This window comes from Nonomuraea sp. MTCD27 (assembly GCF_041950495.1).
Taxonomy (GTDB): domain Bacteria; phylum Actinomycetota; class Actinomycetes; order Streptosporangiales; family Streptosporangiaceae; genus Nonomuraea.
The window spans coordinates 263,737-290,038 of sequence record NZ_JBGNUW010000006.1; the positions used below are offsets into that span (position 1 = coordinate 263,737).

Here is a 26,302-nt window from a genome sequence, read left to right on the forward strand (position 1 = left end):
TCAGTAGGCGTTGGCCACGACCAGGTCCTGTGCCGGGAACAGCGTCAGCACCCGGCACCCCTCCGGCGTGACCACGACCTCCTCCTCGATCCTGGCCGCCGAGAACCCGTCGCTCGCCGGGCAGTACGTCTCCAGCGCGAACACCATTCCGGCCCGCAGCTCGATCGGCTCCCGCATGCTGTTGAGCCGCGAGATGATCGGCCGCTCGTGCAGCCCGAGCCCCAGCCCGTGCCCGAACTGCAGCCCGAACGCCGCCATCTCGTCCTCGAACCCGAACTCGGTGGCCGGCGGCCACACGGCGGCCACCTGGTCGCTCCCCACACCCGGCTTGATCATGCCGATCGAGGCGTCCATCCACTCCCGCGCCCTGGCGTACGCCTCCCGCTGCGCGGCCGTCGCGCTCCCGACGCCGAACGTGCGGTAGTAGCACGTCCGGTAGCCGTTGAAGGAGTGGATGATGTCGAAGAACGCCTGGTCACCGGGCCGGATCAGCCGGTCGGAGAAGTTGTGCGGATGCGGGTTGCAGCGCTCGCCGCTCACCGCGTTGACCGCCTCCACCTGGTCGGAGCCCATCTCGTAGAGGCGCTTGTTGACCAGCGCGACGATCTCGTTCTCCCGGATGCCGGGCTTCAGCGCCTCCATGACGTCCTGGTAGACGCCGTCCACCATGGCGGCCGCCTGGGTGAGCAGCATGATCTCGTCGGTGGACTTGATGACGCGGGCGTCCAGCATGAGCTGCTGGCAGTCCACCACGCGTAATCCCTGCCGCTGCATCTCGAACAGGAACGGCGGCTCGACGATGTCCACCCCCACGGGCGCGCCGTCCAGCCCGGCGTCGCTCAGCAGGCCTTTGATCTGGCGGACCGCGTCGGCCATCAGCCCGGCCGTGGGGGCGATGGCGCCGCGCAGGCCCAGCATGCCCGCGTGGCAGTCGGCGGGGTCCAGCCAGGGGCTGTGCAGGCGGTGGTGGCGGGCGGCGGAGCCGAAGTCCCAGAGTCTCGGCGGGGCGTCGCGGGCGAGCAGGGCGTACCTGGTCATCTTGTCGCCGAGGGCGCCGCCGATCCAGGTCTGGGTGACGTACCTGATGTTGTAGAAGTCGAACAGCAGGAACGCCCCGCACTCGCTGCCCTCCAGCGCGGCGCGGGCGCGGCGCAGCCGGTGGTCCCGGAGCCGGTCGAAGTCGACGCGCCGCTCGTAGTCCACGGACATGTGCCCGGGCGCGGGCAGCGGCCCTGCGACCGGCCCAGTGATCGGCCCAGTGATCGGCCCAGTGATCGGCCCAGTGATCGGCCCAGTGATCGGCGCGCTCACGAGCCGAGCCCGTCGTCCACGGCCACGTCCTCGGGCTTGAGCTCCAGCCCGGAGGCGGCGGCCTGGAGGTCGAGCAGGATGGCGAAGTCCTCGCCGGTCCGGCCGGTGCCGACGGCGGCCTGGACGAGCTGCGCGGTGAGCGCGGTCACCGGCATGGGCACGTCGAGGGCGCGGGCGGCGGCCAGGCCCAGGTCGAAGTCCTTGCGCAGCAGGACCGGGGTGAACGTGGGCGTGTAGTCGAGGTGCACGAACGCGGGCGACTTGTAGCGGGTGAACGCCGAGCCCACCACGCTGTCGTTGAGGAACTCCAGGAACGCGTGCCGGGGCACCCCGCCCTTCTCGGCCAGCACGGTGATCTCGGCGAGCGTCTGGGTGACGACGCCGAGCAGCAGGTTGTGCGCGATCTTCACCAGGCGGGCGGTCTCGCCCTCGCCCGCGTACGTGGCCGACCGGCCGAGCCGGGCCAGCAGGCCGGCCACCCGGTCGTAGGTCTCGCGGGGCCCCGAGCAGACGATGCTCAGCAGGCCGGCCCGCACCACCTTGCCGTTGCCGCTGACCGGCGCGGCCAGGAACTCCGTGCCGTTGCGCGCGCACTCCTCGCGGGCGGCGGCCGACGCCTCCGGGGAGATCGTGGAGCAGTCCACGACCACGCCGGGGCCGCCGTCGCCCAGCAACTCGGCGAGGACCTGCGTGAGGTCGGCCGACGTGGCGACCATGGTGAAGACGACGTCGCGGTCGCGCAGCCCGGCGATCGTGTCCGACACCAGCGCGCCGTGCTCGCGCAGCGGCTCCGCCTTGGCCCGCGTACGGTTCCACACGGCCAGCTCCACGCCGTCCCCGGCCAGCCGCGCGGCCATGGGGAAGCCCATGCGGCCGGTGCCGATCCAGCCCACCCGCCGTAGTCCTGCAGTCATCGGAAGTCGCCTTTCGCGAGCCGCTGGGCCAGCCAGTCGGCGGTGTAGGGACGGTGCCAGGGGGTGAGGTTGGCGCAGCCGTGATTGCCCTCCTCCAGCATGAGCAGCTCGCTGTCGCCGCCCGCCGCGGTGGCCAGCCGCTCGGCCTGCCGCCAGGGGATGAGCCGGTCCTTGCGCCCGAACACGACCAGCAGCGGCGCGGTGATCGCCTGCGCCGAGCCCTCCATGGTCAGCGTGTACGCGATGCGCCGGGCCTCCTCCTCGGTGGCCGCCCGGGCCCTGACGCGGAAGGTCTCCCTGGTCAGCTCGGGCAGGCCGGACCAGCAGTCGCCGAAGTCGTACGGCCCGGCGAGCGCCACGCACGCCTTGACCCGGTCACCCGCGGCCGCCGCCACCCGGGGCGCGTAGTACCCGCCCAAGCTGACCCCCCACACCCCGATCCTGGACGCGTCGATCCGCGGCTCGGCGGCCAGCGCGTCGAGCAACGCCTTGCCCGGCTGGGTCCAGTCGGCCCTGATCGGCAGGTCGTACTCGGCCTCCCCCTGCCCGGGCCCGTCCACGGCGAACGTGGCCAGCCCCCGCTCCAGGAAGAGCTGCTCGACCACCCGGTGCTCCTCCTTGGCCGAGTCCAGCCCGGACAGCATGAGCACCGCCGGGTGCGGCCCGGGCCCCGGGGGCAGCCGGAGGATCCCGACGAGCGCGGTGCCCTCGAAGCCGGCCTCGACCCGGCGGCCCGGCGGGGACAGGTGGGGCAGGGCGTCGTCGAGGCAGGCCACCGCCCGCAGGTGGGCGCGGCGCATCTGGTCGGGGTCGGCCACGAACACGAACTTGGCGAAATGGAAGTAGAGGGCGGCCTGTGCCAGGTGCCCGCCCGCCGACAGGTGCCGGCCGGTGGCCAGCGCCTGCCGGCCCAGCTTCTCGTGCTCGGCGGCCACCGACGACCAGGCGGCGCACCAGCCGTCCCAGTCGTCCAGGTCGCGGGTGACGCGCTCGAAGTCGGAGGCGGTCACGCCGTTGGCGGTGAACCGGGGTCCCCAGTGCTCGACGGCGGACGCGACTCGCTCGTCCACGATGGATCACCGACCTTTCCGCCCAGGTAGAGCGAGGCGATCTCGGGGTTGTCCCGCACGGCGGCGGCGGTGCCGGTCAGGCGTACCTTCCCGCCCTCCATGACCACGCCGTGCGTGGCCAGGCCGAGGCCGAGCCGGACGTTCTGCTCGACCAGCAGCACGGTGGTGCCCGCCCGGCCGAGGTCCTGGACGACCTCCGCCACGCCGGCCAGCCCGCGCGGGTCCAGGCCGAGCGACGGCTCGTCGAGCAGGACGAGCCGCGGGTCGAGCATGAGGCAGCGGGCGATCTCGACCATCCGCCGCTGGCCGCCGCTGAGGTTGCCGGCATGGTCGCGGGCGCGCTCGGCGACGATGGGCAGGCGCTGCTTGACCTGGTCGAGGCGCTCGCGCAGGAGCTTCTTGTCCCTGCGGATGAGGTAGCCGCCCATGAGGACGTTCTCCTGCACGGACATGGCGGGGAACAGGGCGTGCGACTGCGGCACCTGGGCGATGCCGCGGCGCAGGATCTCGTCGGGGGCGCGCCCGCCGATGGGCTCGCCGTCCATGCGGATCTCGCCCTCGGTGGGGACCAGCAGGCCGCTGATGACGCGCAGGACCGTCGACTTGCCCGCGCCGTTGGGGCCGACCAGGCAGGTGATCGTGCGCTCGGCGCACTCCAGGTCCACGCCGCGCAGCACGCTGCCGCCGCCGTAGCCCGCGACCACCGCCTTGAGCTGCAGCATCTATCTCACCACCGGCATCCAGTCGGTCCCGAGGTAGGCGTCCAGCACCGCCGGGTCCTCCCTGACCAGCCCCGGCGGCCCCTCGGCGATCAGCCGGCCGCCGGCCAGCACCGCGACCGGGTCGCACAGGTCGAGCACGAGCGGGATGTCGTGCTCGACGACGAGGAAGGTGACGCCGGCCGCGTTGAGCTCGCGGATCACCTCGGTGATGCGGCCCAGCAGGCTCGGGTTCACGCCGCCGGCGGGCTCGTCGAGCAGGATCAGCTTGGGCTCCAGCATCAGCACCTGGGCCAGCTCGACCAGCTTGCGCTGCCCGTACGACAGCGCGCCGGCCTGCCGGCCGGCGAAGCGGCCGAGCCCGACCAGGTCGAGCAACTGGCCGGCGCGCTCCGCCTCGTGGCCGCGCACGGCGTCGGACAGCATGGTCCGCCAGCGGGAGTCGGCCAGCGGTGCGACCACGTTCTCCCGTACGGTCAGGTCGTCGAAGAGCCTGGTCACCTGGTACGACCGCCCGAGCCCGAGATGGCACCGCCGCCACGGCCGCAGCCGGTCGACGCGCCGCCCGTCGAACCAGATCTCGCCGGAGTCCGGCGGCAGCCCGCCGGTGACCAGGTTGAACAGCGTGGTCTTGCCCGACCCGTTCGGCCCGATCAGCGCCGTGATCGTGCCCTGCCGCACGTCGAGCGAGACGTCGTCCACCGCGACCAGGCCGCCGAACCGCTTGGACACCCCGCGCACCGACAGCAGCACGTCCCTCTCGACAGGGACCGGGGGCACCCGGTCACGGGCGACCGGCCGGTCGATGTACTCCACGGGCGCCGGATGCCTGCGCCGCCACCACTCCCCCACGGTCGGCAGCAGGCCCTTGGGCAGGAACAGCACCACCAGGACCAGTGCGCCGCCGAAGAGCAGCACGCGCGACTGGACGCCGCCCGCGTAGACGGTGGCCGCCTCGCTGACCAGGTTGACGGCGAAGGCGCCCACGACGGGCCCGTACAGGGTGCCCCGGCCGCCGGCCAGGGCGGCCAGCACGATCGTCACGCTGCCGAGGATGGCGAAGGAGCCGACCGGGTTGATGTAGGTCAGGTAGTAGGCGTAGACGCCGCCGGCCACGCCGATGAAGAAGGCGCTGGCCGCGTACGCGACGATCTTGAAGCGGGTGGTGTTGACGCCGATCGAGGCGGCCTTTCCCTCGTCCTCCCGGATCGCCACCAGCCCGGTCCCGAGCTTGGTGCGCATGATCCATGCGCTGAACAGCACCGTCAGCACGAGCAGCAGCAGGAAGGCGTAGTAGAACGGGATGTTCTGGAAGTCGCGGTGCCAGAACGGCAGCTCCAGCGTGATCCCGTCCGAGCCGCGCGTCAGCTCCCTGGAGTTGACCGCGATGATCTGCGCCGCCAGCAGCATCGCGATCGTGATGATGACGAACGCGTGGCCGCGCGTCCTGAGCACGACCGCGCCGATGAGCACCGCGATGACCGTCGCGACCACCCCGCCGAGCGGCGCCACCCACAGCGGGTTGACACCCCACCGCAGGGCGAGGATGCCCACCGTGTACGACCCCACCCCCAGGAACATGCTGTGCCCGAGCGAGATGTAGCCGGCGTACCCGGAGATGATGTTCCAGCTCGTCGCCTGGATCGCCAGCAGGAACCCGAGCAGCAGCACCGCCTGCGGGTACGGCTGCCACGGGTTGACGACCGGGTAGAGGAGCAGTGCCACCAGGCACGCCCCCGCGACGAGGTGGGCCCGCCTCATGGCGCGTCCTCCCGCAGCCGCGCCCCGAACAGCCCCTGGGGCCTGACCAGCAGCACCGCCATGATCACCAGGTAGAACACGAGCGTGGACCAGCCGAGCGAGCCGTAGGTCGCGGTCAGCGTCTCGGCCAGCCCCAGGATGGCCGCCCCCACCAGCGCGCCGGGCAGGCTGCCCAGGCCGCCGAGCACCACGATCCCGAGCAGCCGCGAGATCCACTCGTAGTGCGAGGCCGGGAAGAAGGGATAGAGCACCGACAGGATGGACCCGCCGACCCCGGCCGTCGCGCTGCCGATCGCGAACGCCAGCGCCGCCGTGCCCGCCGCGCCCACCCCCACCAGCGCGGCGCCGGACGGGTTCTGCGTGGCGGCCCTGATCGCCCGCCCGGTCCAGGTCCGGTTGAGCACGTAGTACAGGACCGCCAGCACCCCCATCGCCGCCACGAACCCGAACACCTGCGCCTTCGGCAGCGACACCGACCCGACCCGGAACGACTCCTCGAAGTACGACGGCCCCGCCGACTTGAACTTGTTGCCCGCGGTGAGGTTCAGCACCCCCTCGATGACCAGCGCGAACCCGAACGTCAGCAGCACCGACATGGACGGCGACGACCCGCGGATCCGCGAGACGAGCAGCCGGTACGACAGCCACCCGAACCCGAACATCATCGGCGTGGTCACCACGGAGGCCACGATCGGGTCGATCCCGGTCCGGTTCCACAACCACCACGTCACCATCGCCACCAGCACGAGGAACGCGCCCTGCGCCACGTTGATGATCCGCATCACCCCGAAGATCAGCGTCAGCCCCGACGCCATCAGGGCGTAGACCCCGCCGATCAGCAGGCCCAGCGCGACCGCCTGCGCGAAGTGCGCCATGGCTCACTTCCAGTCCGGCTTGGGGTTCACCACGGTCCTGGTGGTGGCCAGCTCGGGCGGGCCGACGACCTCGACCTTCCCGCCCTGCCACTGGGCGAGCAGGAAGCTGCCCTTCGGCTCGCCGTTCTCCTTCCAGCTCAGCGGGCCGAGCAGGGTCTGCACGGTGTTGGCGTGCAGCCAGTCCTTGATCCGGTCCTGGTCGATCGCGCCGACCGCCTCGACCGCGGCCTGCAACACCTGCGCGGCGGCGAACGCGTCGGCGGCGTCCTCGGCGGGCGCGGCGTCGTGCGCCTTCCGGTACGCGGCCACGAACTCGGCGTTCAGCGGCGTGGTCGCCTTCTCGTTCCAGCTCACCGTGTAGAAGACGCCCTCGGTGTTGGCCGGGCCCACGCCGTCGCTGTACTGGCTGGAGTTGCTCGGGGCGGAGGTCTGGAACAGCAGCTTCGGCGAGAACCCGAGCTGCTTGAGCGAGCGCACCATGCCGACGCCGTCCTCGAACACCGCGCCCTGCGCGACCAGGTCCGGCTTCCGGTCGGCCAGCGTGCCGGCGACGCTCTGGAAGTTCGTGGTGTCGGCCGGGTAGACCTCGCTGTAGACGGTCTTCACGCCCAGCGCTTCGAGCTGCTCCTGCATGGACTTGATCACGGGCAGCGCGAACGGGTCGTCCTGGCTGGGGTAGGCGGCCGTCTTGGGCCGGTCGGCTTCGGGCAGCGACTTCACCCAGTTCACGAACACGTCCGCCTGCCGGGGTGCGGTGGCGGGCTGGGCGAAGAAGAGGTACTGGAAGCCGCGCGCGAACATGTCCGGCGCGCCGCCGGCCGGCTCCACGAAGACCATGCGGTTCTTCTCGGCCACGGCGGAGGCCGGGTAGTTCAGCAGCGAGGAGAACGTGCCGAGCAGCAGGTCCACCTTGTCCTGGGTGATCAGCTTGGTGTAGTCGGCGACCACGGTGTCCTGGTTGCTCGCGTCATCGACGATCTTCAGCTCGACCTGCCGGCCCAGGACGCCGCCCTTGGCGTTCACCATGTCGCGCCAGATCTCGTAACCGCGCTTGGCCTCGCTGCCCGGCTGGGCGAAGTCCCCGGTCAGCGGGAGCGAGACGCCGATGACGACGGGCCTGCTCGCCTCGCCCGCCCGGGTCTCCGACGGGCGCTGCCCGCACGCTGCCAGGGCCAGGGCGACGGCCGCGACGACCGTCACGGCCAGGCGGGCACGGCGGGCGGGGGGTTGGGCGCTCATGAGCCCTCCTTCGCTGAGCTTTCGCGTCCCCCGCAAACGATTGCACTGCCCTGGAGCATCCGTTTCCATGCGGTTACTGTCAAGAGCTGACGGCGTTGTCGTGCAAACGAGTGCACGGATGGAGTGGTCGGTCGTGCGAAGAACTCTGGTGGTGGGCGCGTTCAGCCCGTCCGTGCTGCTGCGCACCGGCCGGCGGCTCGGCCTGGTCGATCCAGGCGTCCGCGAGGTGCCGGTCGCCTCCTCCCCCGCCCAGTTCGCCGCCCTGCTCGACGGGGACATCGGCGCCGCGCTGACGAGCCCCGACAACGTCATCGCCTACCGCTTCGTGCCCGCCAACCCGCTCGGCAGGACGGCCGACGTGCGGATCGTCTCAGCCGTGGACCGCGGGCTCGGCCTGGCGCTCTACGCCCGCCCCGGGCTGAGCTCGGCGGCCGACCTGGCGGACGCGCTGTCCGGCCCGTCGGCGGGCTCGGCGGGGGGCGATGCCGTCGGGGTGGACGTGCCGGGCTCGGGGTTCGCGTTCGCGCTCTACGCGGCGCTGGAGGCGATCGGGCTGCGGCCGGGCGACTACCGTACGGTCGCGCTCGGGTCCACGCCGCGCCGCCTGGAGGCGCTGCTGGGCGGCCGCTGCGCCGCGACCATGCTCAACGCGGGCGCCGACCTGCGGGCGCGGGACGCGGGCGCGGTGCGGCTGGCCGGGGTCCCCCGCCCGTACCTGGGGACGGTGCTGTGCTCGCTGGGCCCGGACCCCGCGGTCCGCGACCTCGCCGCGGCCCTGCGCGCCACCGCCCGGGCCATCGTCGGCGGCGAGGCGGACGGCGTCGTCACCGAGGAGGCCGCCGCGGCGCTGCGCCTGCCGCCCGCCACCGCGGCGCGCTACCTTCAACGGCTGAAGGACCCCGGCGAGGGCCTCGTGGCCGACGGCCGGGCGGACGCGGCGTCGCTGTCCACGGTGCTCGGCCTCCGGCGCCGCTACGGCGACGCCCCCGCCGGGGACCTGCTCGACCAGGGATTGCTCGACTCACCGGACTCAGGAGAAGATCGCGGCCGATGACCAACCCCAGCCCGCCGCCGGCCCCGACACTCCGCGACGTCGCCGAGGCCGCCGGCGTCCACACCGCCACGGCCTCGCGCGCCCTCAACCCCAAGACCCGCCAGCAGATCAGCGCCGAGACCGCCCGCCGCGTCATGCGGGCCGCGCAGGCGCTCGGCTACCAGCCCAACTCGGTGGCCCGCAGCCTCAAGACCTCCCGCTCCAGCACGGTCGGCCTGGTCATCCCCGACCTCACCAACCCGCTGTTCCCGCCGATCGTGCGCGGCGTGGAGAGCGTCCTGGAGTCCGACGGCTACAACGTCTGGATCGTCAACACCGACAACGACGAGGAGCGCGAGCGCGCCACGATCGAGTCGCTCCGCTCCCGCCAGGTCGAGGGGCTCATCATCGCCACCGCCCGCCTGGACCACCCCCTGCTCCGGCAGCTGCACGAGCAGGGCGTCACCATGGTGCTGGTCAACCGCCAGGTCGAGCACCTGCCGCTCCCGGCCGTCACCGGCGACGACGCCACGGGCGTGGCCGCCGCCGTACGCCACCTCGCCGGCCTCGGCCACACCCGGATCGCCCACCTGTCCGGCCCCCTCACCACCTCCACCGGCCGCGTCAGGTCACAGTCCTTCCGCCATGCCGTCCGCGACCTCGGGCTGGCCGGTGACCTGGTGGTGGAGTGCGCCCGCTGGAACGAGCAGGACGGCGCGGCGGCCATGCGCGAGCTCCTGGCCAGGGCCGGCGACGTCACGGCGGTCGTGGCCGGCAACGACCTCATCGCCCTGGGCTGCTACGACGTCTTCGCCGAGCGCGGCCTGTCCTGCCCTGGCGACGTGAGCGTGGTCGGCTTCAACGACATGCCGTTCCTGGACAAGCTCCGCCCGCCGCTGACGACGGTCGCGGTGCCGCACCACGAGCTGGGGGCCGAGGCCGCCCGCATGCTCCTGGACTGCATCGACGAGCCGGACCGCCCCGCGCGCTCGCTCCTGCTGCCGGTCTCCCTGGTCGTACGCGGCTCCACGGCCCCGCCGCGAGCTTGATCACCTCCGCGTGGCGCACGGATTTCACCGTCACTCTCCGTTACCTTGCGAGGTGGATGGGGGGATCTGTTGTGAATGGTTCGTGGGCTCCGGTGTCCCGGAGGCTGTTCGTCACCGGCCTGTTCGCCGGTCTGGGCGCCGCCCCGGCAGTGAGCACAGTAGTGAGCACAGTAGTGGGCACGGTAGTGGGCACGGTAGTGGGCACAGCGGCGGGCGCCGCCACGGGGCGGCCGTCGAGGGGCGTGGTGCTGCGGGCCGCCCCCGCGACCGTCTCGCTGGGCCGGCGCACGGTCTCGACCTGGGCGTACGACGGCATGCTCCCCGGCCCGCTCATCGGGGCCACGGCCGGCGGCGTCGTACGCGCGAGGCTCGTCAACGACCTGCCCGCGCCGACCACCGTGCACTGGCACGGCATCAGGATCGACCCGAGGATGGACGGGGCCCCCGGCTACTCGCAGGCGGCGACCCGGCCCGGCGGGATGTTCGACTACGTGTTCACCGTGCCCGACCCCGGGACGTACTTCTACCACTCGCACGTCGGCATGCAGAACGACCGCGGCCTGTACGGCCCGCTGATCGTGGCCGACCCGCGCGAGCCGCTCGGGTACGACGAGGAGTTCACGGTCGTGCTCGACGACTGGCTGGACGGCGTCAACGGCACCCCCGACGACGTCCTGCGCAGGCTGAACGCCTCCACCACCCACGACGACACCATCCGCAGCCACGTGCTCGGCGGGGTGGCCGCCGAGCTGCGCCACCCGTACTACCTGGTCAACGGCCGCACGGCGGACGACCCCGCGACGTTCGCCGTGCGGCCCGGCAGGCGGGTGCGGTTCCGGGTGATCAACGCGGCCGCCGACACCGCCTTCCGCGTCGCGCTCGGCGGCCACCGCATGACCGTCACCCACACCGACGGCTTCCCCTGCTCGCCCGTCACCGTGGACACGTTCCTCATCGGCATGGGCGAGCGCTACGACTTCGTGGCGACGCTGGACGCGGGGGCCTTCCCCCTGGTGGCGATGGCGGAGGGCAAGGCGGGGCGGGCGTTCGCGGTGGTGCGGACCACGCGCGGGGCCCGTACGCCCGAGGCGAACGCCAAATGGCCGGAGCTCGGCCGGCAGAGACTGAAATATCAGGACCTGGACGCACGACCCAGCGACCACCTGCCCCGCCCGACCAGGACCGTCACGGTGACGCTCGGCATGCGCCCGTCGGGCAACGAGTGGACGCTCAACGACCGGCTCGCCGCCGACCCGCTGCGGGTGCGCGTCGAGCGGGGCGAGACGATCCGGATCGTCGTGGACAACAAGTCGCCCATGTGGCACCCGATGCACCTGCACGGCCACACCTTCCAGGTCCGCTGGACGGGCCGGCGCGGGCCGCGCAAGGACACCGTGAACATCCTGCCGCGCGAGCGCCTGAACCTCGACGTGCTGGCCGACAACCCGGGCGAGTGGATGTTCCACTGCCACAACCTCTACCACCAGGAGCAGGGCATGATGGGCGTCCTGGGCTACGGCGAGGCCCCGCCCGGCACGGGACACACCGGCCACGGCACCGGCACCGGCACTGGTACCGGCACTGGTACCGACCGCCCGGAGCCCCGGCCCCGCGCCGCCGCGCACGGCCACGGGCACGCGCAGGGCCGCCGCTGATCGGGTGAGGCGGGACGGCGGGGGGACGGGGCTCAGGTGCCCCCGCCGGCCACCATCTTCCCGACGCTCTCGGCGGCCGCCCGCTCGAACGCCGCCTCGACCGCCGTGCCCAGGGGATCCCGCCCGGCGAGCTCCGCCGCGCGCTTCCGGTCGGCCCCCGGGAACGCCTTGCCGATCAGCCGGCACGCGTGCGCCAGCGAGACCAGCGCCACCGTACGCGCGTCGGGCTCGACCCCGGCCAGCGCGGCGAGCACCCGCTCCCGCACCGACTCCCTCAGCGCCGGGTCGGCCTCGGGGAACAGCTCCTCCTTGAACACCTTGAGGTACGTGCGCCGCTTCACGGTGACGGCCCCGCGCCCCGCGAGCCGCTCCAGCAGGCGCTCGCGCCGCCGCGGCGTGTACATGGCGGTCCACCAGCCGCCGAACTCCGGCGGCTCCTCCGGCACGCAGAGCCTCCGCAGGGCCCCGTCCAGCTCCGCGTCCCCCACGGGGGCGGGGTCGGTCACGCCGAGGCGCCCGTCCCGGAAGGCGAGCCGCTCCAGGAGGACCAGCTCGGAGAGCACGGCCGCGCCGAGCGCGTGGTCGAGCATCTCCAGGTGGACGAGCGGGTTGCCCTTGGGCCGGTAGGCGAGCAGGAGGAGCTCTTCCGCGATCAGAACGTCCATGGCTTCCAGACTGTCGCATCCGCCCGCCCTCGTGCGCATCCCCGCCACCGGTCTTGCGACGTGACCCCGGCTGCGGAAGGATCACCGAATCGAACCCCCCACGCATGCATGACGACTGGAGAGGCCTGTCGTGCGCTCACAACAGAACATCGAGCAGTTCGGTTACCGGCAGGAGTTACGTCGCGGGGTCGGGCAGACCGACCTCGTGTTCTACGGCCTGGCGTTCATGGTGCCCATCGCGCCGTTCGCGATCTTCGGCACCGTCTATGCGGAATCCGGCGGGATGCCGGCGCTGGCGTACCTCGTCGGGATGATCGCGCTGCTGTTCACCGCCGCCTCGTACGCGCAGATGGTCAAGGCGTTCCCCCTGTCGGGCTCCGTCTACAACTACGCGGGCCGCGGCATCGCCCCGCCGGTCGGGTTCCTGACCGGATGGATGGTCCTGCTCGACTACCTGCTCGTCCCGAGCCTGCTCTACCTGGTCGCCTCCGTCGCCATGCACGCCAGCGTGCCGGAGGTCCCCGTCTGGGTCTGGGTGCTCATCTTCGTGGCCGTCAACACGGCGATCAACCTGCGCGGCATCCGGATGACGGTCAAGCTCACCAGAATAATGATCATCTTTGAGCTCGTGGTCCTGGCGGTGTTCCTGCTCATCGGCATCTGGGCTTTGCTCCAGGGCAAGGGCAGCGGTTTCGGCCTCTCCCCGCTGTTCGACCCGGAGACCTTCTCCTGGCCGGTGATGTTCGCGGCGGTGTCGGTGGCCGTCCTGTCCTTCCTCGGCTTCGACGGGATCAGCATGCTGGTGGAGGAGTCCACCGGCGGTTCGGCGCAGGTGGGCAGGGCCATGCGGCTGGCCCTCGTGCTGGCCGGCGTGCTCTTCGTCACCCAGGTCTGGGTCGCCGCCCTGCTCGTGCCACCCGCCGGGCTGCCGGCCGGGGCGAGCGACACGGCGTTCTACGACGTCGCCGCCGTCGCCGGCGGCGAGTGGCTCAGGCACCTCACCTCGGCCGCCACCGCGCTCTCCTGGGGCCTGGCCAACACCATGGTCGCCCAGGTGGCGGTCTCGCGGCTGATGTACGCGATGGCCCGGGACCGGCAGCTGCCGTCGTTCCTGGCCAAGGTCTCGGTCAGGCACTCGGTCCCGACGAACGCCATCGTGGTCGTCTGCCTGCTGTCGGCCGGCCTGGGCATCTGGACGGCCGGCCTCCGCGACGGCATCTCCCTGCTCCTCAGCCTGGTCAACATGGGCGCGATGGTGGCGTTCATCGTGCTGCACGTGTCGGTCATCGTGCACTACTCGCTCCGCGTCGGCTCGGACAAGGTGTGGTCGCACCTGGTCGCGCCGCTGATCGGGGCGGGGATCCTGGTCTTCGTGGTGATCAACGCGAACGTCCTGGCGCAGTTCCTGGGCCTGGCCTGGCTCGTCGTCGGGGTGGTGGTGATGGCCGTCCTGTACGCGCTCGGCCGCCGCCCGGCCGTGCGGGGCATGCCCGTCGGATCGGGATCCAAGTAGCGAGCAGCAAAGGACCTGCGTCTCATGAACCGGCTACCGCTCCACCAGGACCTGTACCTCATCGCCCACGACCAGGCCGGCAAGCTCCTGACCCACCAGTCCTCGCTGGCGCTGGGGCTGGCCGGGGCGGCCCTCCTGGACGTGATCCTGGCCGGCCGCCTCACCCTGTCAGCCGGCCGCGTGACCGGGGGCCCCGCCGGCTCGCCCCTCCCTGACGGGACCGGCGCCATCGCCGACGGCCTGGCCGCCCTCACCGCGCGGGATGGCGACGCCGGATGGGAGACGGGCACCGGGCGGGAGACGGGCGCCGGGCGGGAGACGGGCGCCGGGCGGGGGGTGGGCGCCGGGGCGCTGCTCAAGCGGGCCGCGGCCGGCGGCATCAACGACCGCACGCGCGAGGAGCTGCTCGCCTCCGGGGTGCTCGTGCGGGTGAGCGGGCGGCGCATGGGCATGCTGCCGTACACGCGGTACCAGCTCGCCGACATCGCCTCCGTCGTACGCGCCTCCTCGGGGGTGCGCTCGGCGGTCGAGGGCTGGAAGGCGCCGGACGCGCGCTGCGCCGGGCTGTGCGGGCTGGTGGCGGTGCTGCGGCTGGAGGCGGAGCTCTACCTCGACCGGCCGGCGAGCCGGCTGGTCGGCCACCTGCGCGAGATCGCCGCGACCGCCACCCCGCCCGTCGGCGAGCTCGTGGAGCTGGTGGACACGCTCGTCGCGGAGGCGGCCGTCGCCGTGTACCGCTAGCCGGTACGTCGTTACCCCTGTACCACTGTCCGTTGCGTAGACGATGCCCTATATGCGAGTTACGCTCCGCTGGCTACCAGTCGGGGGACTCTCAACGAGCATGGATGGGGGGCATTCATGAGCTACACGCTGTTACGCGGCAGCTTCGTGATCCGGTATCCGGATCTGCCGCGCCAGGGCCCCGAGCCCGACGGCGACACCGTCAAATTCCTGCCCGACTCTCCGGCCCTGGTCGAGGCGCTGCCGCGGCGCTCCGGCACGCCGCCGAACATCAACCGCCGCGGCATCTCCGTACGGCTGGAGGCCGTCGACGCGCTGGAGACCCACTTCGAGGAGACCCACCAGGAACTGGCCGGGGCCGACGCGGCCCGCGACGAGCTGCTGCGCCTGCTCGGCTTCACGAACGTGCGCTTCTGGGAGGACCTGCCGAACAAGGTGCGCTCCGCCGACCAGGACTCCCTCCGCGGCCACGTGCTCACCAACGGGATCGACGGGAACGGGCGCCTGATCGCGTTCGTGTACGCGGGCGATCACCCGGGGGCCGACGGGACCACGGTGTTCGTGGACGGGCCGCTCGTGGACCGTTCCGTGAACGGGCAACTGCTGGCCGGCGGCCTGGTCTACCCGGCGTTCTACGCCACGCTGCCGGCCGAGCTGCGTACGCACCTGGCGGAGGTGTCGCAGGCGGCCCGGCGCAAGGCCATCGGCATCTGGCCCCGCTCGGCCGCCGACCCGAACGGCGCGGCCACGATACGGGACCTGGAGGAGCTGGAGCGGCTGGTGATGTGGCCGAAGCTGTTCCGGCGGATCGTGCCGTACCTGGCGGCGGGGTTCACCGGCTTCGACGGCTTCGACGCCTGGCTGCGCGCGGACCCGGTCAACCGGGACGACGAGCTGTTCCTGATCCCCAAGCTGGAGCGGGGCAACCTGCACGACGTGGTCAAGGGGACGGGACAGCAGATCCAGCTCACGATGTGGCCGGAGGACTTCATCATCAGCCCGGACCCGGCGCCGCCGGGGACGCCGGTCAAGCCGCCGCTCGTCGCGACGGGCGACCTGCTCATCGTGGCGGCCCTGCCGGATCCGGTGGGGGCGGACCGGGGCAACGAGACCGTCACGCTCCTGAACCTCACGGCCGCTCCGATCGACCTGTCGGGCTGGGCCCTGTCGGACGCCGCCGGGGGCCGCAGGGCGCTGGCGGGCCCGATCGAGGGCGGGGCCGCGCTCCGGGTGACGCTGGACGGGGCGGTGCAGCTCGGCAACCAGGGGGACACCATCGTCCTGGTGGATCCCCAGGGGGTGTCGATCGACCAGGTGACGTACAAGGCGGACGCGGTCAGGGCGGGCCGGACGATCTTCTTCGACCGGTGACCACCGCACGGCGCCGGGGCCCGCCCCCGGCGCCACCCCCGCGCTCCCGCTGGTGCCCCTTGGGGGGATGGGAGGCGGGGGCTTCCCGCCGTGCGCCGCACCCTCGCACTCCGGCTGATGTCCCTCGGGAGGGACAGGGGCGGCCGGCGGGGCGGGGTCAGGGGAACAGGGACTGGATCTGGGAGACCACCTCGACGATCACGGACACCTCGGCCGCCCGTACCGACAGCCGTTTGAGCGCGTCCAGGATGCGGGACCGGTCCGGCTCCGCCTCCTCCAGCTCCCGCCGTACGTCCCCCACGTCCCGCCGCGCCCGCGCCGGCTCGGTCAGGGCGGCCTCGTGCTCCGCGAGCAGCCGCTCCAGCACGTCCAGCAGCCGCCCGGCCTCCCCGCCCGCCGGCCCAGTGTGGTGCACGGTGTTGTGCACGGTGGCGCGGGCGTGCGGGCCCATCGCGATCGGCCCGCTGACGTTCCCGCCGCTGACGTGCACCCCATACTCGTTACCGCCGCTCATGACAGCCTCCCTGCCGATCACTCAGCTGTTGTGGACCGTGGCCGCCGCGTGCGGGCCGAAGGCGATGGGGCCGCTCACCGTGCCGCCCGCGCCCACCGTCACCGTGTTCATGGTCACCCCGGCCGCCTGCAACCGGTACGCACCCGTCTCCACGTCCCGCTCCTCCAGGAAGTCCAGGACCGCCTCGGTGAGGCGCTGCTCGATCATCCTGACGTACTTGGCCACGTCGAGCACCTGGATGTACGTCTGCAGATCCTCGCTCGCCCCCAGCTCGCGCACGCTGCGACGGGCCCCGTACGGATAGACGATGTGCTTGCGCGGGTCGGGCTCCGCCATGTTCTGCCGCACGGCCTGCACGCCCGTCCGCACCACCCGCAGCGGCGCCGCCAGCACGTCGCGCAGCAACCGCAGCCGCAGCACCTTGACCGCCTCCCACGCGACCCGCCCGCCCGTCATCGTGGGCAGGCGGTCCACCACGTGGTACGGCCCGGACACCGGAGGCAGCACGGTCACCACGAACTGCGTGTAGAGCATCCGCCCCTCGACGGCGAGGTAGATGAACGCCGAGGTCAGCGCTTCCTGGTCTTCGGCGGGCGCGACGAGGTTGCCCTGGAGGTCGCGGATCTCCTGGCCGGCGTTGTTGATCGTGACCCGCTGGTAGTAGCGCACCCCGCCCTGCGGGTGCCGGGCGATGGCCGCGATCTCCTCCGGCGTCGCCTGGAACCTGGGCAGCCCGTCCTTGCCGATGAACGGGTGCGGCACCGCCTCGCCGTGCCAGTCCGCGACCGTGAAGAGCCCGCGCGTCACCACGTGGTCGCCGAGGTCCAGCCGCTGGATGCCCTCGTTGGGGCGCAGCACCCGGTCGCGCATCTCCGCCAGCCGCCGCCGGACGAAGGCGTGCAGCTCCACCGGGTCGATGTCCACCGGGTCGTCGCGCCGCCTGCTCCCCATCGCGTCGCGCACCCGGTCCAGCTCGACGGCGATGGACCAGCTCCGCTCGATCGACCCGGCGCCCATGAACGCGTCCTCGTTGCCGTACATGGTGACGTTGCCCCACTGCGCCCGGCGGAGGTAGTCGAGGCGGCGGCCGGTCTTGGGATGGGTCGCCCGGGTGTCCGGCTCGGGCGTGCCCGGCCTGAGCGAGCCGGCGAGGGTCAGGTAGATCGCGATCCGGTACACGACCGCGACGCCGAGCGTGACGACCGGTACGAGCAGCACCTGCGTCAGCGAACCGGCGCCCGCCCCGAGCAGCCCCAGCGGCGTGCTCTCGACGCCGTAGATCTCGGCGTACGACGCCTGCCCGTCGGTCAGGTCGTTCACCGTGGCCACGACCTGGGCGAGCAGCACGAGGAAGAGCAGCACGAAGACGGCGTAGGCCGCCCAGAGCCAGATCAGCAGCCGCACGAACAGCGGCCCCCGCCGGACCCTGCGCATGGTGAGCAGGGCGAAGGGCACGAGCGCGAACACCCACGCGATCGTGCTCAGCGGCGCGAGCACCAGCCCCAGGACGAGGATCGCGGCGATCAGGCAGTCACGCACCAGGAGCATCGCCCGCGAGCGCCGGCAGTGGTGGATCACCGGCATCACGTCGAACCCGCCGTAGGAGGGCGGGACCGCGCGGTACGGATCGGTCAGCAGCTCGTCGAGCACCCTGTCGCGAAATCCGCTGTCGAGGTATGCGGCGGCGCAGAGGTAGCGCGTCACGTTGCTCATCCGGGGACCGCCGGTATTGACGACCATGGCCCTCTCCCGTCGTTTATCGGGGTGCGGGGCGAGCATATGAGCGACGATTGCTTCGAGGGTACGTTGTTATCAAATAGTCTCGTGCCGACCGGGAAAGCGAGGGCAATCCGCAAGTCGGGCATCCAGCATTTTGCCCCAATTTCTTGTGTTATTCCGGGAGGGTGCTTTGGCGTACGAATCGGGCTCCAACCGCTTCTGCCGGCGCTGCGGATCACACGTCGGCACCCTCGCCCAGTGCCCCCGCTGCCGCGCCCAGCAGACCCCGCAGGGCGGCGAGCCCTCCGCGACGGGCCCCGGCGACGATGCGGAGCCCCTCCGGCTGCGGCGGAGCCGGCCCTGGCGGCGCCCGCCGGTGCTGATCAGCCTGGTCGTGGCCGCCCTGGCGCTCGCCCTGACCTGGTGGATCGTGACCGCCGACCGGTCCGGGCCGCAGCAGGTCCCGAGTGCGGGCCAGGGCAGGGCCCCGGTCCTGACCCCCGCGAGCCCAGGGGCCGGCACCGAGGCAGGCACGGGAGCCAGCCCAGGAAGCAGCCCCGAGACCGGCCCAGAAACCGGCCCGGAAACCGGCCCGGAGACCAGTCCGAGCACCAGCCCGGGGACCGGCGACGGGGGCACGCCCTCCCCTTCGAGCCGGATGGCCCGGCAGCAGGCCGAGGCGATGGATGAGCTGCTGTCGAGCAGCAGTTCGGCCCGCTCCAACCTGTCCGAGGCCATCACCGACGCCACCCGCTGCGAGCGCGGCGGCGTGGAGACCATCCGCGACATCACCGGCAGCCGCCGCGATCAGCTCGCCGCCGCCAGGGCGCTCGCCGTGACCGCGCTGGCGGGCGGGGCGGAGCTCAAGGGCGCGCTGGTCGACGCGCTCGGCGCCTCCTACGAGGCCGACGCCGCCTTCCTGGCCTGGGCCCGCCGCCACGTGGCCGCCGGGTGCACGGGAGCGGTCACGAGCGACCGCGACTACCGGCTCGGCCTGGACCGTTCCGAGGCGGCCCAGAAGGCGAAAACCCGATTTGTCAGGGCATGGCGGCCGATCGCGGAAACGTACCATCTGACCGCCTGGAAGCCAGATCAGATCTGATCTCCCAATATTTCCGACTAAACAGAAAATATGGTTTTGTCGGCGAATTTGCGGCAGTTCAGGTTGATCGCGAGAGCCGCGCGTCGGAGACTGGGCGTCCGACCAGTGAACGAAGGAGTCCGTATGTTCATGTTCATGCCGCGCTCTCTGTTCAGGCTGGCGGCCGGCGCGGCGGCAGGATATCTGTTCGCCGTCCGCCCGTGGCACCTCCGCTGGGGTGCCGACGACCGCGAGGCGCACGCCGAGATGCCCGGCGACGACATCGTCCGGCACGCGCAGTACCAGGCCACCCGCGCCATCACGATCGACGCTCCCCCGGCCGCCGTCTGGGCCTGGGTGGTCCAGCTCGGCGGCTACCGCCCAGGGGGCACCTTCGACCGCCCGGCCGGGCACGAGGCCGAGCAGGGGCTGAAGGTCGGCGACGTGCTGCACGGGGCGGCGGACGGCAGCGGTTACGTCGTGGAGCAGATCGACCCGCCGCACACGCTCGTGCTGGCCCTGCGCGGCACCGACGCCACCACGTCCTGCTCCATCTCGCTGCGCGACCTGGAGGACGGCCGGACCCGGATGGTCTTCCGCCTGCGCATCCGCGCCCAGCCCGGCCTGCGCGGCACCAGTTACCTCGCGATGATGGACGTCGGCGACTTCGTGACCATGCGCCGCCAGATGCTGACCATCAAGGAGCGCGCGGAGTCCGCCCGCTGACGCCGGCGCGGACGGCGACCGCCCCGGGGGAAGGCCCCCGGGGCGGTCTGGTTGACGGCGGCGTTGACGGCAGTGTTGACGGCGGTGCCTTCCTGCGCTTACGGTTCCGGCGATCGGCGAAATATATCGTCACGATGCCGAAATTTTCGGAGGCACCATGTTACGAGGAGTTGTCGCGATCACCCTGCTCGGCCTCCCGGCGGCGCATCCGGCCCAACCGACCGATCCCCCGGCCATCACGGTGAACGAGCGCCTCCGCCACCAGGAGATCGACGGCTTCGGCATCTCCCAGGCGTTCCGGCGCAACGAGCTGCTCAAGGCCCTGTCGGCGGAGCAGCAGCGGGAGGTCCTCGACCTGTGGTTCGACCGGGAGAAGGGGGCCGGGCTCAGCATCCTGCGGCTCGGCATCGGCTCCTCCCCCGCCGGCAGCCCGTACGACCACATGGTCTCCATCCAGCCCGAGGACCCGGGCGGCCCGGACGCCCCGCCGAAGTACGTCTGGGACGGCGACGACAACAGCCAGGTCTGGGTGGCCAAGGAGGCCCAGCGGTACGGGGTCAAGCGCTTCTTCGCCGACGCCTGGAGCGCCCCCGGCTACATGAAGGACAACGGCGACGACAAGAACGGCGGCACGCTCAAGCCCGAGTGGCAGCGCGCCTACGCGAACTACCTGATGGCGTACACGAGGTTCTACGCCAGGGAAGGCATCAGGATCACCGACCTCGGGTTCACGAACGAGCCCGACTGGACGGCCACGTACGCCTCCATGCGCTTCACCCCCGAGCAGGCCGCCCAGTTCGTCAAGGTCCTGGGCCCGGTCGCCAAGGGCGTGAAGGTGGCCTGCTGCGACTCCTTCGGCTGGAACGAGGCCAAGGCGTACACGGCGGCCATCGAGGCCGACCCCGAGGCCCGCCGCTGGGTGAAGACGCACACGGGCCACACCTACGCCAGCCCCGTGGACGCCCCGCTGCCGACGGACAGGAAGACCTGGATGTCGGAGTGGAACCCGAACGGCAACACCTGGAACGAGAACTGGGACGACGGCAGCGGCTACGACGGCTTCACGATCGCCCAGGCCGTGCACGACGCGCTCACGCTGGGCAACGTCAGCGCCTACGTCTACTGGCTGGGCGGCTCGCGCGGGGCGACCAGGGCGCTGCTGCAGCTCGACGAGGTGGCCAAGACCTATCACGTGTCGAAGCGGCTGTGGGCGCTGGCGGCGTACAGCAGGTTCATCCGGCCGGGCGCGGTGCGGCTGGACGCGTCGGCCGCCGATCCGGCGCTGAAAGTTTCAGCGTTCCGCAACCCCGACGGCTCCCGCGTGATCGAGGTGCTCAACACCGGCACCGCCCCGGTCACGTGGAAGGGCGTGCGCGGCAGGGCCACGGCCTACGTGACCGACACCGACGACTCGCTCACCCCGTCGGCCGTGCCGAACCGCACGGTGACGCTCCAGCCCAGGGCGCTGACGACCATCGTCGTACGGTGACTTCGGCGTGAGCCCGGGCCCCTGCCTCCCGGGCTCACGCCGGCGCCTCAGGAGACCGGCACGATCGGGCTGTACGCCTCGGGCGAGCTGCCTGAGCCGTGGAAGACCACCCGGTGGGCCCCAGTCAGGGGCACGCTCAGTGGCGCAGTCAGCGGCACGCGCCACACGAACAGGTCGTCGGCCGAGGAGACCAGCGGGTTCAGGTCCACGGGCGTCCAGTTCCAGCCGGACCCCGCGTGCCGGTAGTACCAGGAGTTCTCGATGAGGTAGTCGGCGCCGATGCCCGCCACCGCGAAGCCGGTCGCGGCGTCGTTGTCGGCGTCGATGTACACGTGGTGGAAGTCGAACGGCAGGTTGTAGCGCGCCTGGTAGGTGGCGCTGCCGTCGGCGACGGAACCGGCCGCCTCGGAGATGGGGTCGCCGCTGGGCACGGCGGTGGTGACGGTCAGCGGCCGCGCGGGCGCGGACTCGTTGCCGCTCGCGTCCCTGGCGAGCACGGTGAAGGTGTACGAGGTCGCCGGCGTGAGGCCGGTGACCGGGACGGTGGCGTCAGCGGGCAGCAGGGCGGCGGGCAGGCGGAGCAGGCGCCGGCCGTCCATGAGGACGTCGTACCAGGCGGTGTCCGCGGTGCGCTCCCAGGCCAGCCGGACGCTGGCCACCTTGACCTGGTCGGCGCCCAGCCCCGCGGGAGTGGCGGGCGGCGCGGCGTCGGCCTTCCTGGTCCGCAGGGACACGGCGGCGCCGGCGGCCGAGGCGTTGCCGGCCGCGTCACGGGCCTTGACGGTCACCGTGTAGGCGGTGCCCGGGTCGAGGTTCTTGACGGTGACGGCGGGCACGCGGCCCGCGGTGCCGGTGACCCGCAGCCCGTCCAGGTGGACGTCGTAGCCGACCGCGCCGGGCGAGGGCCGCCAGGCCAGGGTGAGCGAGGTCGGGCCGCGCTTGACGGCCGTGGCGGGGCCGGGGCGCGCGGGCGCCCCGGTGTCGGGCGACCTGGCCGCGTCCAGCTCCGCCCGCCAGTAGTCCGGCAGGGTGTCCCAGGGGTTGGCCAGCACGTCGGGCGTGACGTACACGTGGCCCGCGCCGCGCTCCTTGGCCAGGCGCAGCGCGTCTTCCATCTGCTCCTGGGTGGCGGTGGCGTGCACGAGGTGCCAGAACCGGCGCGGGTCCCGGCCGCGCTGCCACGCGGGCGGCTGCCAGCCCTGGTACGTCTCGTACGTGCCCTCGAACGTCAGGCTCACGTCGGCGATGTCGGCGTAGCACTCGTCGGTGCCGATGCCGGGATTGATCACCGTGAACGCGCCCCGGTGCAGGCTCTTGATCGACTCGTCCAGCGCCCGGTAGGTGTCCGAGTAGGCGTTGCCGGGGCCGCAGACGTTCTGGACCTCGTCCAGGAAGACGCCGCCGAGGCCGTGGGCGCCGTACAGGTCGTACCAGCGGGCCACGTCCTGCTGCGCCTGCGCGAGCCAGGCGAGCGGGGTGGTCTCGCCGAGCCGGGTGGCGCGGCCGGTGCTGCCGAGGTAGCCGGTGGCCACGTAGCCGAGCACGGTGACCCCGGCGGCGCGGGCGTCGGAGATGGCCTTGGCGTAGTTGGGGTCGAAGTCCTTGCCGGGGCCGGAGAACGGGTTCGCCACCACGATCCCGACCCCCGGGTCGGACAGCCGGCCCCACAGCTCGCCCGGGTAGAAGTACGCGGGCACGGCCAGCGACAGGCCGGGCTCGTCCGCGGATGACGACGCGTGGGCCGTGCCGGTGAACGAGCCCAGGAGGAGCACCGCGACCGCGGCGGCTCTGCGTAAGAACATGGGTCAGCCTTTGCTGCCGGTGTGGGCGATGCCCTGGATGAACTGTCGTTGCAGGAACACGAACACGGCGATCACGGGGAGCGAGGCGATCAGCGAACCGGCCATCAGGACGGGGTAGTCGGTCTGGTACTGGCCCTGGAGCGCGGCCAGCCCGGCCGACAGCGTCATCTTCTCGGGGTCGGTGTTGACCACCAGCGGCCAGAACAGGTCGTTCCACGCCCACAGCAGGGTGAGGATGCCCAGCGCGACGAGCCCGGGCCGGGCCAGCGGCAGCATGACCGACCAGTAGATCCGCACGGGGCCGGCGCCGTCGAGCCGGGCCGCCTCCTCGATCTCGCGCGGCAGGCCCAGGAAGAACTGCCGCAGCAGGAACACCCCGAACGCGCTGAACAGGCCGGGAACGATGATCGCCTGAAGGCTGTTGAGCCAGCCCAGCGAGGACATGATCTGGTACTGCGGGATCACGAACAGCTGCGGCGGCACCATGAGCACCGACAGGAAGACGCCGAACAGCAGGTTCCGGCCGGGGAAGCGCAGGCGGGCGAAGGCGTAGGCGGCCATCGAGCAGAACAGCACCTGCCCGGTCACCCGCCCGGCGGCCATCAGCACGGTGTTGAGGAACTGCTCGCCGAACGGCAGCAGGTCGAAGACCTTCGCGTAGTTGTCCCAGCGGCCCTCGGGCAGGAACGTCGGCGGCACGGCGGTGGCGCTGCTGAGCGTCTTGAGCGAGGTGATGACCTGCCAGACGAACGGCGCCACCATCAGCAGCGACGAGACGATGAGCAGCGCGTGCACGCCCAACGGGCGGCGCTCAGACATAGTGCACCCACTTCCGCTGGAGCCGGAACTGCAGCATCGTCAGCACCGCGATGAGCGCGAGCAGCGCGATCACGATGGCGGCCGCGTAGCCGCGGTCGTTGGTGACGAAGGCCCGCTCGTAGAAGAGCTGCACGACGGTCTGCAGCCGCGAGTACGCCGGGTTGGCCCGCGCCGACTGCCCGGACCCGGTCATCACGAAGACCAGGTCGAAGAGCTGCAGCGAGCCGATCACCGAGACGATCGAGATGAAGAACGCGGTCGGCGACAACATCGGCAGCGTGATCCTGAAGAACTGCCGGATGCGTCCGGCGCCGTCGATGGACGCGGCCTCGTACAGCTCCTTGGGGATGCCCTGCATCCCGGCCAGGAAGATGATCAGGTTGTAGCCGACGCTCATCCAGATGCCGACCACCACCAGCGCGTACATGGCGGTGGCCGGGTCGGCGATCCAGTTGGGCCCGTCGATGCCGGCGATCGAGAGCACCTGGTTGACCAGGCCGTAGTCGCCGTTGTAGAGCCAGCGCCAGAGCATCGCGACCGCGACCGGCATGGTCACCACGGGCAGGAAGAACGCCGTCCGGTAGAGGCTCACGCCGCCCAGTCCCGGCCGGTTGAGCAGCGCGGCGAACACGATGGCCAGCGGGATGCCGAGCAGGCCGAGCACGGTGTAGGTGAGCGTGTTGAGCACCGCCCGCCCCACCTCGGGGTCGGAGAACAGCCGGGTGTAGTTTTCCAAACCGGTCCAGGTGTGCCCGCCGAACGCGCCCCACTCGGTGAAGGAGAAGTAGGCGGTCTGCACGACGGGCCACAGGTAGAAGATGGCCAGGCCGAGCCCGGTGGGGGCGATGAACGCGTACCCCCACAGGGCCTCGGCCCGCGGCCGGCGCCGCTTCACCGCGTGGGCGGCCCCGGCGGGCCGCCGCGTTTCGGCGGTCGTGCTCACGTCACTCCTTGGCCAGCAGGTCGTTCATGCCGGCCGCGAGGTCGGCGGCGGCCTTCTCGACCGGCACCTCGCCGGTCCACGCCTTGGTGAGGTGGGTGAGCTCGGCCTCCTGCCAGGCGGCGGTGTTCTTGGAGACGGGGTACGGCACCGCGTACGCGACCGAGTCGAGGAACGTCTGCAGCTTCCACTCGGGGTGGGCGGCCACCCAGTCGCTCTGGGTGCCGTTGTAGGCCGGGATCGGGCCCTTCTTGCCGAGGATGTCGGCGGCCTGCTTGGAGCCGAGGAACTCGACGAACTCCCACGCCTCGGCCGGGTGCTCGGTCTTGGCCGACACCACGTTGGCCACGCCGTGGATGATCGTGGCCTGCTTCTCACCCTTCGGCAGCGGGGCGACGTCCACCTTGTCCTTGGTGTAGTCGTTCTTGCCGAACTCGGCCACGTTCCACGAGCCGCCCCAGTACATCGCCAGCTTGCCGGCCTCGAAGAGCTGCAGCGGGGTGGTGTCGGTCATGGTCTTGAGGTCGGGCGACTGCTTGGCGGCGATGAGGTCGGTCCAGAACTTCAGGCCCGCGATCGTCTTGGGGTCGTCGTAGCCGGACTTCTTGCCGTCCGGGGAGATCACGTGGCCGCCGGCCTGGTAGATCGTGTTGTACTGGTACTCCTGGAAGCTCGTGAGCTGCGCCCCGACGGCGTAGACGCCCTTCTTGGGGTCGGTGAGCTTGGCGGCGGTCTCCTTGAAGTCGGCCCAGGTCCAGTCGTCGGCCGGATATTTCACCTTCGCGGCGTCGAAGAGCGTCTTGTTGTACCAGACGCCGACCGTGTCCATGTCCTTCGGCAGGCCGTACAGCTTGCCCTCGTAGGTGTAGAGGTCCACCAGGGCCTTGGGGTACACCGACGAGTCGATCTGCTCCTCGATCGGCTTGATCACGCCGTTGGAGGCGTAGAGCTGGAAGTTGGGGCCGTTCATCCAGAAGACGTCGGGCGCCGCGCCGCCGCTGACCGCGGCCTTCATCTTCGTCCAGTAGTCGACCCAGGGGGTGAGCTGGACGTCCACGGTGATGCTCGGGTAGGTCTTGGTGAACTCCGCGGCCAGCTCCTGCATGACCGCCTGCTGGGTGGCGTCCCAGACGCCGTAGGACAGCTTCACCCACTTCTCAGGCTGCGTGTCCGTGCCGGCCTGCTCACCGCCGCCGCACGCGGAGGCGAGCAGTGCCACGCAGAGGAGCGCCGCACCGCTCCGTGCCGACTTCCACATCTCCCGGTCCTCTCCTAGAACGTGGGAGTAATGATGGA

The 26,302-nt window shown here is 71.8% G+C and carries 23 protein-coding genes; 9 read left to right on the forward strand and 14 right to left on the reverse strand.

The features are described from left to right. The 7 genes from ACBJ59_RS20130 to ACBJ59_RS20160 all read right to left on the reverse strand — a co-directional run bounded on the left by ACBJ59_RS20130 (position 1) and on the right by ACBJ59_RS20160 (position 7,889). Positions 1-1,209 carry a M24 family metallopeptidase gene (locus ACBJ59_RS20130; protein ID WP_375111739.1) on the reverse strand — a complete coding sequence of 403 codons (1,209 nt, stop codon included), beginning with the start codon at positions 1,207-1,209 and terminating at the stop codon, positions 1-3. A 98-nt stretch (positions 1,210-1,307) separates the two neighbouring features. Then, the gene (locus ACBJ59_RS20135; RefSeq protein WP_375111740.1) at positions 1,308-2,225 is read right to left on the reverse strand and encodes an NAD(P)-dependent oxidoreductase; all 918 of its coding nucleotides are present in this window, start codon (positions 2,223-2,225) and stop codon (positions 1,308-1,310) included. Continuing rightward, entirely contained in the window at positions 2,222-3,295 is a 1,074-nt protein-coding gene (locus ACBJ59_RS20140; protein ID WP_375111741.1) for an alpha/beta hydrolase family protein, read from the reverse strand. The genes ACBJ59_RS20135 and ACBJ59_RS20140 overlap by 4 nt, the downstream gene beginning before the upstream one ends. Continuing rightward, positions 3,232-4,017 carry an ABC transporter ATP-binding protein gene (locus tag ACBJ59_RS20145; protein ID WP_375111742.1) on the reverse strand — a complete coding sequence of 262 codons (786 nt, stop codon included), beginning with the start codon at positions 4,015-4,017 and terminating at the stop codon, positions 3,232-3,234. The genes ACBJ59_RS20140 and ACBJ59_RS20145 overlap by 64 nt, the downstream gene beginning before the upstream one ends. Next, positions 4,018-5,775, reverse strand: coding sequence for an ATP-binding cassette domain-containing protein (locus tag ACBJ59_RS20150; RefSeq protein ID WP_375111743.1), 1,758 nt, complete (start codon positions 5,773-5,775; stop codon positions 4,018-4,020). Then, entirely contained in the window at positions 5,772-6,650 is an 879-nt protein-coding gene (locus ACBJ59_RS20155) for a branched-chain amino acid ABC transporter permease (RefSeq protein ID WP_375111744.1), read from the reverse strand. Before ACBJ59_RS20155 ends, ACBJ59_RS20150 begins: the two co-directional genes overlap by 4 nt. A gap of 3 nt (positions 6,651-6,653) precedes the next feature. Continuing rightward, on the reverse strand, positions 6,654-7,889 hold the full coding sequence (locus tag ACBJ59_RS20160) for an amino acid ABC transporter substrate-binding protein (protein ID WP_375111745.1): 1,236 nt from the start codon (positions 7,887-7,889) through the stop codon (positions 6,654-6,656). A gap of 133 nt (positions 7,890-8,022) precedes the next feature. Between ACBJ59_RS20160 and ACBJ59_RS20165 the strand changes: the two genes are divergently transcribed. The 3 genes from ACBJ59_RS20165 (at position 8,023) to ACBJ59_RS20175 (ending at position 11,626) form a co-directional block, all read left to right on the forward strand. Beyond that, positions 8,023-8,943, forward strand: coding sequence for a hypothetical protein (locus ACBJ59_RS20165; protein ID WP_375111746.1), 921 nt, complete (start codon positions 8,023-8,025; stop codon positions 8,941-8,943). Continuing rightward, complete coding sequence (locus tag ACBJ59_RS20170; protein ID WP_375111747.1) at positions 8,940-9,971, forward strand: LacI family DNA-binding transcriptional regulator; 1,032 nt, start codon at positions 8,940-8,942, stop codon at positions 9,969-9,971. The genes ACBJ59_RS20165 and ACBJ59_RS20170 overlap by 4 nt, the downstream gene beginning before the upstream one ends. Positions 9,972-10,063: 92 nt before the next feature. Beyond that, the gene (locus tag ACBJ59_RS20175; protein WP_375111748.1) at positions 10,064-11,626 is read left to right on the forward strand and encodes a multicopper oxidase family protein; all 1,563 of its coding nucleotides are present in this window, start codon (positions 10,064-10,066) and stop codon (positions 11,624-11,626) included. Positions 11,627-11,658: 32 nt separating this feature from the next. On the opposite strand, the gene ACBJ59_RS20180 is transcribed toward ACBJ59_RS20175, so the two are convergent. Next, positions 11,659-12,291, reverse strand: coding sequence for a GPP34 family phosphoprotein (locus ACBJ59_RS20180; protein ID WP_375111749.1), 633 nt, complete (start codon positions 12,289-12,291; stop codon positions 11,659-11,661). A 130-nt stretch (positions 12,292-12,421) separates the two neighbouring features. On the opposite strand from ACBJ59_RS20180, the gene ACBJ59_RS20185 reads away from it, so the two are divergent. The 3 genes from ACBJ59_RS20185 (at position 12,422) to ACBJ59_RS20195 (ending at position 15,916) form a co-directional block, all read left to right on the forward strand. Beyond that, positions 12,422-13,804 (forward strand): APC family permease, encoded by a 1,383-nt coding sequence (locus ACBJ59_RS20185; RefSeq protein ID WP_375111750.1) that lies wholly within the window; start codon positions 12,422-12,424, stop codon positions 13,802-13,804. 24 nt (positions 13,805-13,828) lie between these two features. Beyond that, complete coding sequence (locus ACBJ59_RS20190; protein ID WP_375111751.1) at positions 13,829-14,545, forward strand: GPP34 family phosphoprotein; 717 nt, start codon at positions 13,829-13,831, stop codon at positions 14,543-14,545. 117 nt (positions 14,546-14,662) lie between these two features. Further along, positions 14,663-15,916, forward strand: a complete 1,254-nt coding sequence (locus ACBJ59_RS20195) for a lamin tail domain-containing protein (protein ID WP_375111752.1) — start codon at positions 14,663-14,665, stop codon at positions 15,914-15,916. A 157-nt stretch (positions 15,917-16,073) separates the two neighbouring features. On the opposite strand, the gene ACBJ59_RS20200 is transcribed toward ACBJ59_RS20195, so the two are convergent. Together ACBJ59_RS20200 and ACBJ59_RS20205 are read right to left on the reverse strand one after the other, a co-directional pair. After that, positions 16,074-16,430 carry a hypothetical protein gene (locus ACBJ59_RS20200; protein WP_375111753.1) on the reverse strand — a complete coding sequence of 119 codons (357 nt, stop codon included), beginning with the start codon at positions 16,428-16,430 and terminating at the stop codon, positions 16,074-16,076. A 21-nt stretch (positions 16,431-16,451) separates the two neighbouring features. Further along, on the reverse strand, positions 16,452-18,170 hold the full coding sequence (locus ACBJ59_RS20205; protein ID WP_375111754.1) for a hypothetical protein: 1,719 nt from the start codon (positions 18,168-18,170) through the stop codon (positions 16,452-16,454). Positions 18,171-18,339: 169 nt separating this feature from the next. On the opposite strand from ACBJ59_RS20205, the gene ACBJ59_RS20210 reads away from it, so the two are divergent. The 3 genes from ACBJ59_RS20210 to ACBJ59_RS20220 all read left to right on the forward strand — a co-directional run bounded on the left by ACBJ59_RS20210 (position 18,340) and on the right by ACBJ59_RS20220 (position 21,445). Further along, the gene (locus ACBJ59_RS20210; protein ID WP_375111755.1) at positions 18,340-19,251 is read left to right on the forward strand and encodes a hypothetical protein; all 912 of its coding nucleotides are present in this window, start codon (positions 18,340-18,342) and stop codon (positions 19,249-19,251) included. Positions 19,252-19,386: 135 nt separating this feature from the next. Continuing rightward, positions 19,387-19,956 (forward strand): SRPBCC family protein, encoded by a 570-nt coding sequence (locus ACBJ59_RS20215; protein ID WP_375111756.1) that lies wholly within the window; start codon positions 19,387-19,389, stop codon positions 19,954-19,956. Between the two features lie 157 nt (positions 19,957-20,113). Then, on the forward strand, positions 20,114-21,445 hold the full coding sequence (locus ACBJ59_RS20220; RefSeq protein ID WP_375111757.1) for a glycoside hydrolase: 1,332 nt from the start codon (positions 20,114-20,116) through the stop codon (positions 21,443-21,445). A gap of 47 nt (positions 21,446-21,492) precedes the next feature. Here the strand turns inward: ACBJ59_RS20220 and ACBJ59_RS20225 are convergent, their stop codons facing one another. The 4 genes from ACBJ59_RS20225 to ACBJ59_RS20240 are packed head-to-tail and all read right to left on the reverse strand — an operon-like array spanning position 21,493 to position 26,264. Further along, on the reverse strand, positions 21,493-23,247 hold the full coding sequence (locus tag ACBJ59_RS20225; RefSeq protein WP_375111758.1) for a spherulation-specific family 4 protein: 1,755 nt from the start codon (positions 23,245-23,247) through the stop codon (positions 21,493-21,495). A gap of 3 nt (positions 23,248-23,250) precedes the next feature. After that, positions 23,251-24,066 carry a carbohydrate ABC transporter permease gene (locus ACBJ59_RS20230; RefSeq protein WP_364131363.1) on the reverse strand — a complete coding sequence of 272 codons (816 nt, stop codon included), beginning with the start codon at positions 24,064-24,066 and terminating at the stop codon, positions 23,251-23,253. Beyond that, on the reverse strand, positions 24,059-25,009 hold the full coding sequence (locus ACBJ59_RS20235) for a carbohydrate ABC transporter permease (RefSeq protein ID WP_375111759.1): 951 nt from the start codon (positions 25,007-25,009) through the stop codon (positions 24,059-24,061). The genes ACBJ59_RS20230 and ACBJ59_RS20235 overlap by 8 nt, the downstream gene beginning before the upstream one ends. A 1-nt stretch (position 25,010) precedes the next feature. Further along, on the reverse strand, positions 25,011-26,264 hold the full coding sequence (locus ACBJ59_RS20240; protein ID WP_375111760.1) for an ABC transporter substrate-binding protein: 1,254 nt from the start codon (positions 26,262-26,264) through the stop codon (positions 25,011-25,013). Positions 26,265-26,302: the final 38 nt, after the last annotated feature.